This is a genomic window from Pedococcus sp. 2YAF34 (assembly GCF_052114585.1).
Lineage (GTDB): Bacteria > Actinomycetota > Actinomycetes > Actinomycetales > Dermatophilaceae > Pedococcus.
This window is the reverse complement of the sequence record NZ_JBFRFA010000021.1, coordinates 1-16,854: the sequence shown is the minus strand read 5'-3', so window position 1 is coordinate 16,854 and position 16,854 is coordinate 1. Positions and strand designations below refer to the sequence as shown.

The following is a 16,854-nucleotide window of genomic DNA, read 5'->3' as shown; positions in this document are numbered from 1 at the left end:
CTACGGTAGGTGGCGTGCCCGACACCGTCAAGACCCGCGCCTACCGCTCGACCGTCCGGGCGGAGAAGGCCCGGCAGACGCGCCGCTCGGTGCTCGCCGCGGCGCGGACCCTCTTCGTCGAGCAGGGTTACGAGCGCACGTCGGTGGCGCAGGTCGCCGCGGCTGCAGGCGTGTCCGTCGACACGGTCTATGCCGGCGTGGGACGCAAGCCCGAGCTCGCCGTCGCGGTGGTGGACATGGTCCTGGGGTCGTCCGACGAGCCCGTCCCCGCCGAGGAGCGTGACTACGTGGTCGCGGTGCGGGCCGCGGAGACCGCACGCGAGAAGATCGCGGTCTATGCCGGGGCCCTGCGCACCCTCGTCCCGAGGACGGCGCCGCTGCTCGAGGCGCTGCGGCGCGCGGGCGAGACCGACCACGCCTCGGCCCGCGCCCACCAGACGGTGATGGACCGCCGGGCGGCCAACATGCTCCTGTTCGCCCGCGACCTGCGGGCCACCGGCGAGCTGCGCGACGACCTCAGCGACCGGGACGTCGCCGACATCGTGTGGTCGACCAACGCTCCCGGCCACTGGCTGGCGATGCAGTCTCGTGGGTGGTCGGCCACGCGCTGGTCGGAGCTGCTCGAGGACCTGTGGTGCCGGGTCCTGCTCAGTCCGTGACGGCCGCGTATCCCGCCGCGTCGTGCACCGCGAGGCCGGCGAACGAGGGGGAACCCGCGTAGGCGGCGGTGATGCGGCTGAGCTGGGACTCCATCTGGGTCAAGCCCTGGCCGAAGAAGGTCTGCTTCACCTCGGTCGGGTCGGTGCCCAGGAAGGTGGTCTCCTGGCCGATCCGCACCTGTCGGCCCAGGTCGGCGCCTGCTTGGATCTCGGTGGCGGACAGGGCGATCGAGCCGTCGACCCCGTCGGCGAGGTTGCGGTAGGCCATCACCGTCACGGCGGTCGTGCGCCGTATGGTCTCGCGGTCGAGGGTCGAGCCGTTCGCAGCGATCTCGTCGTACCAGAAGGGGATGTCGGCCTCGATCGGCGCCGTCCCCGCGGCCGTGCGCAGCGTGTCGAGGGTGGAGAGGTAGCGCTTGACGACGGCCTTGCGGTTCGTCGTCCAGGCAGCGGTCGTGTAGGGCTCGATGTCGACGTGCACGCCGGTGAACAGGCCGGTCGCGAGCGCGGGCTTGAGCCAGCTGTTGACCACCCAGGTGGGGTTGTCGACCCAGCCGGGGTCGCCGCCGAGGGCGTCGACGCGCAGGCCCGCCTCGTCGGCCAGCTCCACGAGCCGGCGCAGCTGTGCGAGCTGCGGTGAGGTGCCCACGTTGGGGGGCACGGCGGCGTACAGCTGGCCGATGCCCCGAGTGGTGGCGAGGGTGACGACGGACTCGGGGTCGGAGGTGTCCCACACCCACATGGCGCGGGGTGCAGCCGGGCGGTCGGCGCGCGACGAGGTGGCCACCGCCGCGGTCGTCGACCGCACCGGCGCGGCCCCTGCGGCGGTGACGCCCACGGCGCCCAGGATGGCCACGAGGGCGACGATAGCCACGAGGCGCAGCGGGTGGGCGGTGCGGGGGGTCACGGGGGGTTCCTTTCGACGACCGCTCCATGCTCCGACGGCCGCACCGGTGCTCCTCGCCAACTTGGCCAAGGCTTTACGGTCGCCTCCACCGTTCGTCCAGGCAGGCCTCGGGCGACCGGCGTGCGGGTGCCCGGGCGGGAAGGCGTGCGTCCGCGCGATATGAAGGTGACGGACGGGCGCCCCGTGCAGCAGGCTGGACCCGTGGGCCACATCGACGTCAACTCCGTCACCTTCGTCCTGCCCGACGGCAGGCCGCTGCTCGGCGGGGTCTCGCTGCGGGTGGGTGAGGGCGCCAAGGTCGCGCTCATCGGCCCCAACGGCACCGGGAAGACGACGCTGGGCCGGATCATCGCCGGTGACCTCGTGCCCCAGGACGGCGCGGTGACGCGCTCGGGTGGGCTCGGCGTGATGCGCCAGTTCGTGGGCCAGCTGCGCGACGAGTCCACCGTGCGCGACCTGCTCGTCTCGGTCGCCCCGGCGGCCGTGCGGGCCGCTGCCGCCGAGATCGACCGCACCGAGCTGGCGATGATGGAGCGCGACAGCCAGGACGACCAGATGGCCTACGCCCAGGCCCTGGTGACGTGGGGCGACGTCGGTGGCTACGACTACGAGATCCTCTGGGACGTCTGCACGGTCGCCGCGCTGGGCATGCCGTTCGAGAAGGCCCAGTGGCGCAAGGTCACGACGCTGTCGGGTGGCGAGCAGAAGCGGGTCGTCCTCGAGGCTCTGCTCCGCGGACCCGAGGAGGTGCTGCTGCTCGACGAGCCCGACAACTACCTCGACGTGCCCGCCAAGCGCTGGCTCGAGGACCAGCTGATCGCCTCGCCCAAGACGGTGCTGTTCGTCAGCCACGACCGCGAGCTGCTCGACCGCGTCGCCACCAGGATCGCCACCCTCGAGCCGGGGAGCTCCGGCTCGAGCCTGTGGGTGCACCCGGGCCGCTTCGCGACCTACCAGCAGGCGCGCGAGGACCGGAACTCCAAGCTGGAGGAGCTGGGCCGGCGCTGGGACGAGGAGCACGTCAAGCTCAAGGCGCTCGTCGTGATGTACAGGCAGAAGGCGTCCTACAACTCCGACATGGCCCCCAAGCTGCAGGCTGCCGAGACCCGGCTGCGGCGGTTCGTCGAGGCGGGTCCGCCCGAGGCGATCCCGTTGCGGCAGAACGTCCGCATGCGGCTTCAGGGCGGGCGCACCGCCAAGCGCGCCGTCATCGCCGAGGGCCTCGAGCTCACCGGCCTCATGCGGCCGTTCGACCTCGAGGTGTGGTTCGGGGAGCGCGTCGCCGTGCTGGGCAGCAACGGCTCCGGCAAGTCGCACTTCCTGCGCCTGGTCGCCGGCGGTGGCAGCGACCCCGATGCCGAGCACCAGCCTGTGGGGGACTTCGTGCCGAAGCCCGTGGCGCACACCGGTCGGCTGCGGCTGGGGTCGCGCGTGCGCCCCGGGTGGTTCGCCCAGACCCACGAGCAGCCGTCGCTGACCGGGCGCACGCTCCTGGAGATCCTGCACCGCGGCGACGAGCACCGGGCCGGCAAGGCCCGCGAGGAGGCCGCCCGGGCGCTGGACCGCTACGGCCTGGCGCGGGCGAGCGAGCAGACGTTCGACTCGCTCTCGGGTGGGCAGCAGGCGCGGTTCCAGATCCTGCTGCTCGAGCTGTCCGGCGCGACGTGCCTGCTGCTCGACGAGCCCACCGACAACCTCGACCCGCACTCCGCGGAGGCGCTGGAGGAGGGGCTGGCGGCGTTCGAGGGGACGGTCATCGCCGTCACCCACGACCGGTGGTTCTCGCGCGGCTTCGACCGGTTCCTCGTGTTCGGCGCGGACGGACGGGTCTACGAGAGCAACGAGCCGGTCTGGGACGAGGGGCGGGTGGCCCGCGCCCGCTGAGGGTGGTTCCCGCAGGTCAAGAGAGTGCAATTTCTTGCAGAAACTTGCACAGGCCCTCTGGCGGGGTGTCGGCGCCGCGCCCTAGGGTGGCCCGCGGTCCTCTGGCAGGTGGGCCACCTTCCGCAGCAAAGGAGCTGTCATGGCCCGCAGGCCCCTGGTCGCCGCCCTCAGTGGCGCGGCCCTCGTCGTCTCGGGGCTGCTGGTCCCGCTCGGTGCGCTGCCCGCCCACGCCGCGCAGCGCACGGTGACCCTCGTCGGCTCGCTGCAGTCCGAGCTCGGCTGCGGCAAGGACTGGGACGAGACGTGCACGGCGACCGACCTCGCGCAGGTGGCCGGCACCACGACCTACGCCAAGACCGTGACCGTCCCGGCCGGGACCTACGAGTACAAGGTCGCCATCGACCACAGCTGGGACGAGAGCTACGGCGCCGGCGGCACCAAGGGTGGCGCCAACCTGCCGCTGGTCCTCAAGGGCCCCGCGAAGCTCGAGTTCAGCTACGACGACACGTCGCACCAGATCGGCGTGCGCCCGGTCCGGCTGTCGGGTCCGGCCACCAGGGCCGACCAGGCGTATGCCGGCGACTCGCTGCGTCAGCCGCTCACCAAGGAGCGCTACTACTTCGTAATGGCGGACCGCTTCGCCAACGGTGACAAGGCCAACGACCTCGGCGGGTTGTCGGGCGACCGGCTCAAGACCGGCTACGACCCCACCGACAAGGGCTTCTACCACGGTGGTGACCTCAAGGGGATCCAGCAGAAGCTCGACTACATCAAGGGGCTCGGCACGACGGCGATCTGGCTGACGCCGTCGTTCAAGAACAAGCCCGTGCAGGGCACCCCGGGCACCGAGAGCGCCGGCTACCACGGCTACTGGATCACCGACTTCACCCAGGTCGACCCGCACCTCGGCACCAACGCCGACCTCAAGGCACTCATCGCCGCGTCCCACGCGAAGGGGATGAAGGTCTTCTTCGACATCATCACCAACCACACCGCGGACGTCATCAACTACCAGGAGCAGCAGTACACCTACCGCGACAAGACGGCCTTCCCCTACAAGGACGCGGACGGCACGGTCTTCGACGACAAGCAGTACGCGGGCAAGCCCGGCTTCCCGGCCATGGACCCCGCCACCTCCTTCCCCTACACCCCGGTCTTCACCAACCCCGGCGACGCGACGGCCAAGGTCCCGGCCTGGCTCAACGACCCCACCAACTACCACAACCGGGGTGACTCGACCTTCGCCGGCGAGTCCGCGGAGTACGGCGACTTCGTCGGCCTCGACGACCTGTTCACCGAGAAGCTGAACGTCCAGCAGGGCATGGAGGACATCTACAAGTCGTGGGTCGACTTCGGTGTCGACGGCTTCCGCATCGACACGGTCAAGCACGTCAACATGGAGTTCTGGCAGTCCTTCAGCCCGGCGATGCTGGACCAGGCGCGCAAGGACGGCAACGACGACTTCTTCATGTTCGGCGAGGTCTACGACGCACGCCCGTCCTACATGTCGCAGTACACGACGACCGGCAAGCTGCCGGCGACGCTCGACTTCGGGTTCCAGGCGCAGGCCACGAGCTGGGCGCAGGGCAAGGCGGGCACCGACCTGCGTGACCTCTACGCCGACGACGACTACTACACCGACACCGACTCCAACGCCTACGAGCTGCCGACGTTCCTCGGCAACCACGACATGGGTCGCGTCGGATTCCTCCTGCAGGGCAAGGACCCGGTCGGCCCCGCGCTGATGGCGCGGGTCAAGCTCGCCGACTCCCTCATGTACCTCACCCGCGGGCAACCCATCACCTACTACGGCGACGAGCAGGGCTTCGTCGGCTACGGCGGTGACAAGGACGCGCGGCAGGACATGTTCGCGACCAAGGTCGAGGACCGCACCAAGCCGGACGGCTCGGTCGACAAGGGGTACGCCTCGCAGCCCGTCCTCGGCGGCACCGCCGGGTCACAGGACCGCTACTCCACGAGCGCGCCGCTCTACCAGCACATCAAGGGGCTCGCGGCGGTCCGCGCGGCCAACCCGGCGCTGGCCGACGGCGCCCAGGTGCACCGCTACGCCAGCAACAACGCCGGCATCTACGCGTTCTCCCGCATCGACCAGGGCAAGCGGGTCGAGTACGTCGTGGCCGCGAACAACGCGACGACGACCTCGTCGGCGACCTTCGCGACCTACGGCCACAACCAGACCTTCGCGCCCGTGTACGGCGCGAGCGGTGCGGTGCGCTCGGGCAAGGACGGCCGCGTGAGCGTGAGCGTCCCGGCCCAGTCGGTCTCGGTCTGGAAGGCGACCTCGCCGATGGACAAGCCGAAGTCGGCGCCCCCGGTCTACCTCACCTCGCCCGGTGCCGGCGACGTCGTCGGCGGTCGCGCCGAGATCGGCGCAGCCATCCCGGCCAACACCTTCGCCCAGGTGAGCTTCCTCTACCGCCCTGTCGGCACCACCGGCTGGAAGCGGCTCGGCACCGACGACAACGCCCCCTACCGCGTCTTCCACGACGTGACGGGCTTCGCCAAGGGGACCCTGCTGGAGTACCGCGCCGTCGCCAAGGACAGCGCGGGGCACCTGTCGGCCTCCTCGTCGTACGGCATCGTCGGCGACCCCAAGGCCAGCGGCGGCGGCGACGGTGGCGGCGTGGGTCCGGTGACCCAGCCCGACAGCGTCAGCGTCCCCGGCGACCACAACAGCGAGATGGGCTGCGGCGGCGACTGGGACCCTGCCTGCCCGCAGGCGCAGCTGACCCTGGACCCCAAGGACCAGGTCTGGAAGGGCAGCTACACCCTCCCGGTGGCACCGCACGCCTACAAGGCCGCGATCGACAAGAAGTGGGACGAGAACTACGGGGCCGGGGGACGGTCCAACGGCGACAACATCAGCTACACCGTGCCCGCCTCGGGTCAGGTCAGCTTCTACTACGACCACTCGACGCACTGGGTGACCAGTGACGCCGAGGGCGACATCATCACCGCTCCCGGCTCGTTCCAGTCCGAGCTGGGCTGCCCCGCCGACTGGAGTCCTGACTGCATGAAGCCGTGGCTGCAGGACCCCGACGGTGACGGCACCTACACCTGGTCCAGCGACCAGCTCCCCGCCGGCACCTACGAGTTCAAGGTGGCCCACGGCCTGACCTGGGACGAGAACTACGGTGCGGGCGGTGCGCCGGGCGGCGCCAACATCTCCGTCACGGTGCCGGCCGACGGCATGGTCACCTCCATCTCCTACGACCTCGCGACCCACGAGACCACGACCAAGGTGGCCAGGGCAGGCTCGGCCCCCGACCTGACCAAGGAGCGTGCCATCTGGGTCAACCGCGACACGGTCGCGTGGCCGGCCGCGATGGTCCCGGACGGCGCCAACCCGGCGCTGCTGAAGTGGCGCCTGGCCTGGTCGCGCACCGGCGGCCTGACGGTCGACGCCGAGGACATCACCGGTGGCTCGTCCGCAGCGCTGCGCTACGACACGAAGGGGCTGCCCGCCGGCGTCGTCGCCGCGCACCCGGAGCTCAAGGGCTACCTCGCCCTGCGGCTCGACCGCGCCACCGCCGCGCAGGTGCCGGACATCCTCGAGGGCCAGGTGGCGGTGGGCATGTACGACTCCCTGAACCGGCTGCTCGACGCCACGGGTGTGCAGACCGCCTACGTGCTCGACGACGTGTACGCCGCCGCGGCGGCCAAGCGCGCGTACGGCGTCAGCTTCGCCGGGACGAAGCCGTCCTACCGCCTCTGGGCGCCCACCGCCCAGAAGGTCAACGTGCTCACCTGGGAGCCCGGCTCCGCGGCCGACGCCCCGACGAGCGCCGCGACCCGGACCGCGATGGAGCGGGCCGACGACGGCTCGTGGTCGGCAACGGCGGGCACGCGCAACTCGCGCTACCTCTACGAGGTCACGGTGTGGGTGCCCACGACCGGGAAGGTGGAGACCACCCAGGTCACCGACCCGTACTCCGTTGCCCTGACACTGAACTCGACCAGGTCAGTTGCCGTGGACCTGGGCGACGCGGCCTACCGGCCCTCGCTCTGGTCGACGACGAAGGCTCCCGCCCTCAAGCAGGACGTCGACTCGACGATCTACGAGCTGCACGTGCGTGACTTCTCCGACGGCGACCCGACGGTGAGCGCGGAGAACCGCGGCTCCTACCTGGCGTTCGCGGAGAACGGCAACGGGACCAAGCACCTCAAGGCGCTCGCAGCTGCCGGGCTCAACACGGTGCACCTGCTGCCGACCTTCGACATCGCCTCGATCGAGGAGGACCCGGCCAAGCAGGCCAAGCCCGCCTGCGACCTGAAGTCCTACGCGCCCGACAGCGAGCAGCAGCAGGCGTGCATCGAGCCGACCCGCTCCGGGGACGCCTTCAACTGGGGCTACGACCCGTGGCACTGGATGGCGCCGGAGGGTTCCTACGCCTCCACGCCGGCCAAGGCCGACGGCGGTGCCCGTGTCGCGGAGTTCCGCACCATGGTCGGTGCGCTGCACCAGGACGGGCTCCGGGTCGTCCTCGACCAGGTCTTCAACCACACCCCGACCTCGGGGCAGGCCTCGACCAGCGTCCTCGACAAGGTCGTCCCCGGCTACTACCAGCGCCTCAACGCCTCCGGCGCGGTGGAGACCTCGACCTGCTGCCAGAACGTCGCCACCGAGCACGCCATGGCGCAGAAGGCCATGGTCGACGCGGTCGTGCTCTGGGCCAAGCAGTACAAGGTCGACGGCTTCCGGTTCGACCTCATGGGCCACCACAGCAAGGCCAACATGCTCGCGGTGCGTTCGGCGCTCGACGCCCTGACCCTCGCGAAGGACGGGGTCGACGGGAAGAAGGTCTACCTCTACGGCGAGGGCTGGAACTTCGGCGAGGTGGCGAACAACGCCCGCTTCGAGCAGGCCACCCAGGGCCAGCTCGGCGGCACCGGCATCGGCACGTTCTCCGACCGCCTCCGTGACGCCGTCCGCGGCGGTGGCCCCTTCGACGACGACCCCCGCACGCAGGGGTTCGGCAGCGGCGAGGCCACCGACCCCAACGGTGACAGCGCCGCAAACCCTTCAGCCGCAACGCGGTTGAAGCACGACACCGACCTCGTCCAGCTCGGGATGGCAGGCAACCTGCGCACGTTCTCCATGCGGCTCAACGAGAACGGCCAGGTCGCCCAGGGCAAGGACGTCGACTACAACGGCGCCCCAGCCGGCTACGCCGACCAGCCCGACGAGGTCATCAGCTACGTCGACGCGCACGACAACGAGACCCTGTTCGACAGCCTGGCGTTCAAGCTGCCGCAGGCCACCTCGATGGCCGACCGCGTGCGGATGAACTCGATCTCGCTGGCGACCACGGCGCTGGCCCAGACGCCGTCGTTCTGGCACGCGGGCGCCGACCTGCTGCGGAGCAAGTCGCTCGACCGCAACAGCTACGACAGCGGTGACTGGTTCAACACCCTCGACTGGACCGGGGCCGACAACGGCTTCGGGCACGGGCTGCCGCTCAAGGGCGACAACGAGGCGAAGTGGCCGTACATGAAGCCGCTGCTGGCAGACTCCGCCCTCAAGCCGTCGGCGAACGAGGTGCAGTCCGCGACGGCGCAGGCGCAGGAGCTGCTGCGACTGCGGTTCTCCACGCCGCTGTTCCGGCTGGGTTCGGCGAGTGCGATCAACGCCAAGGTCAGCTACCCCGCCAGCGGCACCGCAGACTCGCACGCCGGCGTCATCGCGATGCGCATCGACGACACGGTCGGCACCGACGTCGACCCTGCCCTCAAGGGCCTGGTGGTCGTCATCAACGCCTCGCCCGACGCCGTCACGCAGAAGGTGCCCGGCCTGGCCGGTTCGAGCCTGTCGCTCTCGCCGGTGCAGGCCAGTGGCGCCGACACGGTCGTGAAGGCCTCGACGTGGGACGCGGCGTCCGGTTCGGCGACGGTGCCGGCACGCACGGTGGCGGTGTTCGTGCAGCACTGACCGGGCTCACTCGGCCCAGTGCCCGGCACGTCTCGAGGTGGTGGCAGACCGTACTTTCCCGAGGGGAAGGAGACGGTCTGACACCACCTCGGCGTTCGTGGTTCCTACTGCGTGAGGACCACGTCGCTGCCGGTGAGGGTCGCGCGGAACCCGTCCTGCTCGACCTTCACCCCCGTCAGCCGCACTCCTGCAGGTAGTCCGGTCACCGTGTGGCGGATCGTCACGAGCTCGCGCGCCGCGGTCGACAGGGCGGAGTCGAGCAGTTCGGGACCGCCGAGGTCGACGCTTGTGGGGACGATGACGAGCTGGCCGTTGCCGGCGGTGACCGTGGCCGTGGCGCGGACCGCGAGCCGTCGGCCCAGGACCGTCTCGGTCCGCCGCACGCCGACGCGACCGCCGCCCGCGTCGTAGAGCTCGACGTTGTTGCCGATCTGCCGGGCGACCGTGGCGAAGGGGAAGACCGCGTCGAGGTCGAGCCGTTGCGCACGCAGGCCGTCGGTGGTCAGGCGGACGCCGGCGCCGCGGGCGGTGACGTCGGTCAGGGGACCGTCCGACGTCAGCACGCGGCTGCTGGACAGGTCGACGTCAGCCAGCCACGTCTCGCCCTTGGCGACCGATGCGGGTGCAGGGACGGCCGGGGGAGTGGACGGCGTCGCAGGGGCGCGCGTGGAAGGCGCCGCGTCGGCCACCGGCAGCGAGGCGACCACGAGGACGGCGGTGACGGCCAGGGCCACGAGGGTGGCCAGGACTCCGGCGAGGAAGGCGCGCACGGGCCCAGTCTGGGTGCTCGCACGACCTGCTGCCTCGACGTCGACGACGCCCTCGCCTCGCCCTCACGTGCCCGCCGAGTCCCGCTTGGCCGGCCTGTCGCCTCGGGCTCCCGGGCTCCCGGGCTCTCGGGCTCCCGGGTTCTCAGGGGAGAAGGGGTAAGGCGGGCGTGGGGGCGGGGGTGGGTTCGGCGGTGTCTTCGGCAGTGGGGTCGGTGCTGGTGCGTTCCTGCCGGATGGCCGGGAGGTAGAGCGCCGCGCCGAGGATGCTGAACGCACCGGCCGCGATGATGGCCGTGGTGGTGCCGGCGTGCTCGGCGAGGGGACCTAGGACGAGCAGGCCGAGGCTGTAGCAACCACCGGCGACCATGGAGTTCATCGAGAGCACCGTGGTGCGGTTGCGTGGCTGCGCCTGCCGGTGGAGCAGGGTGCTGTGCACCGGGCCGCCCGAGCCGTGCAGCGCGTAGGTGATGAGGAACGCGGTGACGAGCCCGACCGGGCCGGCCATGAGGCCCATGACGACGACGAAGCCGCCGTTGAGCACCCGGGCCACGAGGGCCGTCCAGCCGACGCCGACACGACGGCTGGTGAGCCCCGCGGCAGCGGACCCGACGGCGAACAGGCCCCACGCGGCTGCCGACACCGGGCCCATGAGGGCGCCTGCGCGGGTCTCGCCGCCGGCGACCTCGGCGAGACGCACCGGCATGAGGGTCTCGAAGGCGATCATGCCGATGGACCAGAAGACCTCGACCAGCACCAGGGCGAGCAGCACCCGCGAGGTCCGCAGGGTGCGGATGCCGTCGACCACGACAGCCGGTGCCTGCCTGACGGACAGCCGCGCCCGCCGGAAGCCGGTGGAGTCGACGTGGGTTCGCGGCTCGCGCACCAGCAGGGACACCGCGACCAGGTGGAGCACGAGGAAGCCGATGGCGCACCAGTACGGGAACTCCAGGGCGGTCATCGACCGCACGGGGTGCCAGGCGATGAGGCCACCCGAGAGCAGCGCGCCCGAGGCGATGGCGAGGCCGAGCACCACCCCGGCGCGCGAGAGCGCGTCCTCCACCCTGGTGGTGGGGTCGTCGGCGTGCGCGGTGTCGACGTACCAGGACTCGAGCGGCCCGGAGTCGAGCGCGCGGAAGACCCCCTGCAGCAGCATGGCCACGACGAAGGCGGTGAAGGTGTGCGCGGTGATGAACAGCAGGGCCGACAGGAGGGCCACGACTGCCGAGGCCACGAGCACCGGGCGCCGGCCGAGGGCGTCGGCGAACCCACCGGTGGGCAGCTCGAGACCCAGCACCACGAAGCCCTGCATCGAGAAGATCACGCCGATCTGGGCGAGGCTCATGTGGCGCTCGAGGGCGAGCAGCGTGACCACGCCGATGATCAGCCCGCCCGGGAACCAGCGGGTGAACGTCAGCAGGAGCAGGACCGCGCGGGCGCGGCGGGCGGTGAGGGGGGCGTGGGTCATGACTGCTCCGTTCCTCGCGGTACGCGGTCGAGGTCGAGGGGGTAGGTGGCGGTGTAGACGGCCAGGCGTCGCGCGTTGGGGTTGCCCTGCCCGACGCGGCGGTAGCGGGCGATGAGCTCGTCGAGCTCGGCCTTGAGCTCCTCGACCTGGGCGGCCGTGGCGACGATGAAGGAGTCGTTCATGCCCACGGCGTCGCGCCACTCGGTCGGCCAGGTGCCCTCGACGTCGAGCCACCGCTCGAACTGCTCGGAGAAGTGCCGCGTGTAGTCGCGCACCAGCCAGTTGAGTGCGGTCTCGGAGTCCTCGTCGCCGACGAAGTCGCTCGGCTCGAACTGGTGGCTCTCGGTCGCGGCCTGCCACAGCCGTCGCTTCCCCTCGCCCTCACCGGTGTCGCTGACCAGGCCGACCGACTCCAGCTTGCGCAGGTGGTAGGAGGTGGCCCCCGAGTTGGTCCCGAGGTCGGCCGCGAGGTCGGTGGCGGTGGCGGGGCCGCCGACGCGCAGCCTCGACAGCAGCCGCGAGCGCAGGGGGTGGGCCAGCACCTTCAGGGAGGCGGCGTCGAGCCGGATGCCGGTCAGCCCGGCGCTCGTCTGGGGGGTGGAGCGGGAGGGGGTCTCGGAGGCCATGCGTGCACAATACCTGTGCACACTCTGTTTGCACAAGAGTTGGGCACTACGACCTCCGCGGCACGTTTCCGCAGGTCAGGGGGCGTGCGCAGGTGTTCCCAGAGCGATTTGGGCGCTGGTCGTGCCACCCGTAAACTTGATCACTGTTGTGCCGTGCGCCCTCGCAAGGCGACACACCAGCGCCTCGGGCGCCCACGGCACACCGTTCCTTCCCAGCAAGCAAAGGGCCAGTACATTGCGCACTTTCACCCCGAAGCCGGCCGAGGTCACTCGGACCTGGCACGTCATCGACGCCACGGACGTCGTCCTGGGTCGCCTGGCGAGCCAGACCGCGATCCTCCTGCGTGGCAAGCACAAGACCACCTTCGCGCCGCACGTCGACGGTGGTGACTTCGTCATCATCGTCAACGCCGACAAGGTCGCCCTCACCGGCGCCAAGCTCGAGCAGAAGAAGGCCTACCGCCACTCGGGCTTCCCGGGCGGCCTGCGGAGCACCTCCTACACCGAGCTCCTCGCCAAGAGCCCCGAGAAGGCCATCGAGAAGGCCGTTCGCGGCATGCTCCCGAAGACCACCCTGGGGCGCGAGCAGCTGACGCACCTCAAGGTCTACGCCGGTGGCGAGCACCCCCACCAGGCGCAGCAGCCCAAGCCCTTCGAGATCTCACAGGTCGCGCAGTAAGTCCGCAAGGACCTGTGCAAGAAAGCGAATTGAGGACATCACGTGGCTGACACCACCGAGAACATCGACTCGACCGACGAGGTCGAGCTCACCGAGTACACCTCCGAGTCCGAGGGCCCCGTCTCCGGCGAGGCCGTCCGTCGCCCCAGCGCGTCGGCTCCGGGCGCCGCGACCGGTCGTCGCAAGCAGGCCATCGCCCGCGTGCGCATCGTCCCCGGCACCGGCGAGTGGAAGATCAACGGGCGCACGCTCGAGCAGTACTTCCCGAACAAGGTCCACCAGCAGATCGTCAACGAGCCGCTCACGCTGCTCGAGCTCGACGGTGCGTACGACGTGCTCGTGCGCGTCCACGGTGGTGGCCCCTCCGGCCAGGCCGGCGCGGTCCGCCTCGGCGTCGCCCGCTCGCTGAACGGCGTGGACGAGGAGCTGAACCGTCCGGCACTCAAGAAGGCCGGCTTCCTCACCCGCGACGCCCGCGTCCCGGAGCGCAAGAAGGCTGGTCTCAAGAAGGCCCGCAAGGCGCCTCAGTACTCGAAGCGCTGATCCCGGCCGGGCGCCATACCCGGCGCCCACTGGATCGACCCGAAGGCGGCACCCCACAACGCGGGTGCCGCCTTCGGCGTCTGGGGGAGTAGGTTCGCCCAGACGCCTCCTGCCGCGTGCCGATGCCGATCCCGGTATGCCGCGAGCACCTCCGTTCGTCGAAAGGCTCTTCCTCCATGGCACGACTGTTCGGGACCGACGGGGTCCGCGGCCTCGCCAACGTCGACATCACCGCCGAGCTCGCCCTGCGGCTGAGCGTCGCCGCGGCACACGTCCTCGGCGACGAGGCGCGCAAGCACGGTCGTCGCCCCAAGGCCGTCGTCGGGCGCGACCCGCGGGCCTCCGGCGAGTTCCTCTCGGCCGCGGTCATCGCCGGGCTCGCCTCTGCGGGCGTCGACGTCTACCACGCGAACGTGCTGCCGACCCCGGCCATCGCGTTCCTCACCGCCGACACCCACGCCGACTTCGGCGTCATGCTCTCGGCGTCGCACAACGCCATGCCCGACAACGGCATCAAGTTCTTCGCGACCGGTGGGCACAAGCTCGACGACGCGATCGAGGACGAGATCGCTGCGCTGCTCGACCAGGACTGGGAGCGCCCGACGGGGGCCGACGTGGGCCGCGTCGTGACGATGCCCGACGGCCACACGCGGTACATCTCCCACCTGCTGGCCGTGCTGCCCCACCGGCTCGACGGGGTCTCGGTCGTCATCGACGGCGCCCACGGCGCCGCGAGCTCGGTCTCACCCGAGGTGTTCCGGCTCGCGGGGGCGACGGTCCACGAGATCGGCACGGAGCCCGACGGCCTCAACATCAACGACGGGTACGGCTCGACCCACCTCGACCACCTCAAGGCGGCCGTGCTGGCCCGCGGGGCGGACCTCGGGATCGCGCACGACGGGGACGCCGACCGCTGCCTGGCCGTGGACGCGGCCGGCACCGAGGTCGACGGCGACCAGATCATGGCGATCCTCGCGGTCGACATGAAGCAGCGCGGCGTGCTGGCGCAGGACACCCTCGTCGCCACCGTCATGAGCAACCTCGGCCTCATCCAGGCCATGGAGCGTGAAGGCATCACCGTGCGCCAGACCGGCGTCGGCGACCGCTACGTGCTGGAGGAGATGCGCGCTAGCCAGCTGTCCCTGGGGGGAGAGCAGAGCGGGCACGTGATCTTCCTCGACCACGGCACCACCGGCGACGGTGTCCTCACCGGGCTCATGCTGGCGGCTCGCATGGCCTCGACCGGGCGGTCCCTGGCCGACCTGGCGGCCGTCATGCGCCGCCTGCCGCAGGTGCTCGTCAACGTCAAGGGCGTCGACAAGTCCCGGGTCGAGAGCGACGAGGAGCTGCAGGAGGCCGTGGCCAAGGAGGAGGCGGCGCTCGCCGGCTCCGGCCGGGTGCTGCTGCGCAAGTCGGGCACCGAGCCGGTCGTGCGCGTCATGGTCGAGGCGGCCGAGGAGGACGAGGCCCACGCGGTCGCGGGACGCCTGGTCGACGTCGTCAAGGAGCGCCTCAGCCTCTAGGGTTGCGCACCTTTGACGGGTTGTCGCCGTCAGCCCTCGTGCAGCAGGTCGTCCACGATGTGCCGCGCGATCTCGAACGCGCTCGTCGCCGCCGGTGACGGTGCGTTGAGAACGTGCACGACCCGGCCTGACCGCTTCACCAGGAAGTCGTCCACGAGGCTGCCGTCGCGCCGTACGGCCTGGGCCCTGACGCCAGCGGGGGCCGGCAGCAGGTCCTCGTCACGCAGCTCCGGCACCAGTCGGCGCAGGCTGTCGGCGAACCGGTGTGCGGACAGCGACCGTGCCATCTCGTGCGCACCTGTCCGGAGGTGGCGGGCGGCGAGCCGCCAGGAGCCGGGGAAGGCCAGGGTGTCCCGCAGGTCGGGCCACGAGGCCGTGCCCCAGGTGTAGCCCTCACGGGCGAGGGCGAGGACAGCGTTGGGCCCGGCGTGCACCTCGCCGTCGATGCCCCGGGTCAGGTGGACCCCGAGGAACGGCAGGTCCGGGTCAGGCACCGGGTAGACCAGCCCGCGCACGAGGTGCGTGGCAGCGGGGGCGAGCACGCGGTACTCACCCCGGAAGGGGACGATCCGGGTGTCGGGCTCGTGCCCCAGCCGGCGGGCGACCACGTCGGCGTGCAGCCCCGCGCACGCCACGACCAGGTCGGCCGGGAGGTCGCCCCGGGTGGTGCGGACGGTGACGCCGCCGCGGGCGCCCATCCCCGCCGTACCGAGCGCCGGCGCAGCAGGCGTCGAGGTGCCGAGCACCTCGACGCCCAGCAGCAGCGTGGCGCCGTACGCCTCCAGCCGGCGGACGAGGGCCGCGCAGACCCTGCCGTAGTCCACGACCCCCGTCTCGGCGACGTGCACGGCGGCGAGCGCATCGACGTGCGGCTCGTGCTCGCGCGCCCCTGCAGGGTCCAGCTCGGTCACTGTCAGGCCGTTCTCGCGACCTCGTGCGGCAAGCTGCCGGAGCCGCGGCAGCTCGTCCGCCCTGGTGGCCACCACGAGCTTGCCGCACACCTCGTGCGGGATCCCCTCGGCGCGGGCGAACTCGACCATTAACGTCGCACCCGCCCGGCACAGGCGCGCCTTGGCCGAGCCCGGCGGGTAGTAGAGCCCGGAGTGGATGACGCCGCTGTTGCGCCCGGTCTGGTGACGGGCCCAGCCCGGCTCCTTCTCGACCACGGTCACCTCGGTACCGGGCCGGGTGCGGCACAGGCGCTCGGCGACGGCCAGGCCGATGATGCCGCCGCCGACCACGACGACGCGCTGGGACCTGGACATGCCCCCAACCTAGGTCCAAGTGGTGGAACCCACCGAAACCGAGGGAATGGTCCCCAGGGGCCCGCGGTTGCCCCAGAGGTACCCATCCCCGACAGGCAGGACCACCATGCCCTTCGAAGCAGTGAACGAGACGCTCTACACCACCGCCGCCTCCGCCCAGGGTGGGCGCCAGGGACGGGTCAGGAGCGAGGACGGGGTCGTGGACCTGCCGCTCGGCAAGCCCGGCAGCACGAGCAACCCCAAGGCCAACCCGGAGACGCTGTTCGCGTCCGGCTACGCCGCCTGCTTCAGCGGTGCCCTGGCTGCGGTGGCCCAGAAGGAGGGCATCGACGTCAGCACCTCCACCGTCACCGCGAACGTCGAGTTCGGCAGCACCGACACCGGCTTCGGCCTCGCGGTCGCGCTGACTGCCGACGTCCCGGGTGTCGACGACGCGACCGCGCAGAAGCTCGCCGACGCTGCCCACGAGGTCTGCCCCTACTCCAAGGCGACCCGCGGCAACATCGACGTCACCATCACCGGCAAGGGCGCCTGAGCGACCCGGCCGCCCACGCAGAGGGCGGGGTACGGCGCGTGCTCACCA

Annotated in this window: 12 protein-coding genes; 7 read left to right on the top strand and 5 right to left on the bottom strand. The window is 71.3% G+C overall.

The features are described from left to right. The first annotated feature begins 14 nt into the window (after positions 1–14). Entirely contained in the window at positions 15–659 is a 645-nt protein-coding gene (locus AB4Z02_RS12180) for a TetR/AcrR family transcriptional regulator (protein ID WP_441971246.1), read from the top strand. Here the strand turns inward: AB4Z02_RS12180 and AB4Z02_RS12175 are convergent. Then, entirely contained in the window at positions 649–1,566 is a 918-nt protein-coding gene (locus tag AB4Z02_RS12175; RefSeq protein ID WP_441971244.1) for a hypothetical protein, read from the bottom strand. The two genes, AB4Z02_RS12180 and AB4Z02_RS12175, sit on opposite strands and share 11 nt — an antisense overlap. 201 nt (positions 1,567–1,767) lie before the next feature. Here AB4Z02_RS12175 and AB4Z02_RS12170 point away from each other — a divergent pair, with 201 nt between their 5' ends. Next, complete coding sequence (locus AB4Z02_RS12170; RefSeq protein ID WP_441971243.1) at positions 1,768–3,450, top strand: ABC-F family ATP-binding cassette domain-containing protein; 1,683 nt, start codon at positions 1,768–1,770, stop codon at positions 3,448–3,450. Between the two features lie 139 nt (positions 3,451–3,589). Continuing rightward, positions 3,590–9,400 carry a pullulanase-type alpha-1,6-glucosidase gene (gene pulA, locus AB4Z02_RS12165; RefSeq protein WP_441971241.1) on the top strand — a complete coding sequence of 1,937 codons (5,811 nt, stop codon included), beginning with the start codon at positions 3,590–3,592 and terminating at the stop codon, positions 9,398–9,400. A gap of 104 nt (positions 9,401–9,504) precedes the next feature. Here pulA and AB4Z02_RS12160 read toward each other — a convergent pair whose 3' ends face one another. The 3 genes from AB4Z02_RS12160 to AB4Z02_RS12150 all read right to left on the bottom strand — a co-directional run bounded on the left by AB4Z02_RS12160 (position 9,505) and on the right by AB4Z02_RS12150 (position 12,261). Further along, the gene (locus tag AB4Z02_RS12160; RefSeq protein WP_441971239.1) at positions 9,505–10,170 is read right to left on the bottom strand and encodes an LmeA family phospholipid-binding protein; all 666 of its coding nucleotides are present in this window, start codon (positions 10,168–10,170) and stop codon (positions 9,505–9,507) included. Between the two features lie 142 nt (positions 10,171–10,312). Continuing rightward, a complete protein-coding gene (locus AB4Z02_RS12155) occupies positions 10,313–11,635 on the bottom strand; it encodes an MFS transporter (RefSeq protein WP_441971238.1) in 1,323 nt (440 codons plus the stop codon). Further along, entirely contained in the window at positions 11,632–12,261 is a 630-nt protein-coding gene (locus AB4Z02_RS12150) for a helix-turn-helix domain-containing protein (protein ID WP_441971236.1), read from the bottom strand. Before AB4Z02_RS12150 ends, AB4Z02_RS12155 begins: the two co-directional genes overlap by 4 nt. A 235-nt stretch (positions 12,262–12,496) precedes the next feature. On the opposite strand from AB4Z02_RS12150, the gene rplM reads away from it, so the two are divergent. The 3 genes from rplM (at position 12,497) to glmM (ending at position 15,006) form a co-directional block, all read left to right on the top strand. Continuing rightward, positions 12,497–12,940 carry a 50S ribosomal protein L13 gene (gene rplM, locus AB4Z02_RS12145; RefSeq protein ID WP_056883326.1) on the top strand — a complete coding sequence of 148 codons (444 nt, stop codon included), beginning with the start codon at positions 12,497–12,499 and terminating at the stop codon, positions 12,938–12,940. 42 nt (positions 12,941–12,982) lie between these two features. Continuing rightward, a complete protein-coding gene (gene rpsI / locus AB4Z02_RS12140; RefSeq protein ID WP_056883327.1) occupies positions 12,983–13,483 on the top strand; it encodes a 30S ribosomal protein S9 in 501 nt (166 codons plus the stop codon). Positions 13,484–13,659: 176 nt separating this feature from the next. Then, positions 13,660–15,006, top strand: coding sequence for a phosphoglucosamine mutase (gene glmM / locus AB4Z02_RS12135; protein ID WP_056883328.1), 1,347 nt, complete (start codon positions 13,660–13,662; stop codon positions 15,004–15,006). A 29-nt stretch (positions 15,007–15,035) separates the two neighbouring features. Here glmM and lhgO read toward each other — a convergent pair whose 3' ends face one another. Beyond that, a complete protein-coding gene (gene lhgO, locus AB4Z02_RS12130; RefSeq protein ID WP_056883329.1) occupies positions 15,036–16,271 on the bottom strand; it encodes an L-2-hydroxyglutarate oxidase in 1,236 nt (411 codons plus the stop codon). Between the two features lie 106 nt (positions 16,272–16,377). Between lhgO and AB4Z02_RS12125 the strand changes: the two genes are divergently transcribed. Further along, positions 16,378–16,806, top strand: a complete 429-nt coding sequence (locus AB4Z02_RS12125; RefSeq protein ID WP_056883330.1) for an organic hydroperoxide resistance protein — start codon at positions 16,378–16,380, stop codon at positions 16,804–16,806. Positions 16,807–16,854: the final 48 nt, after the last annotated feature.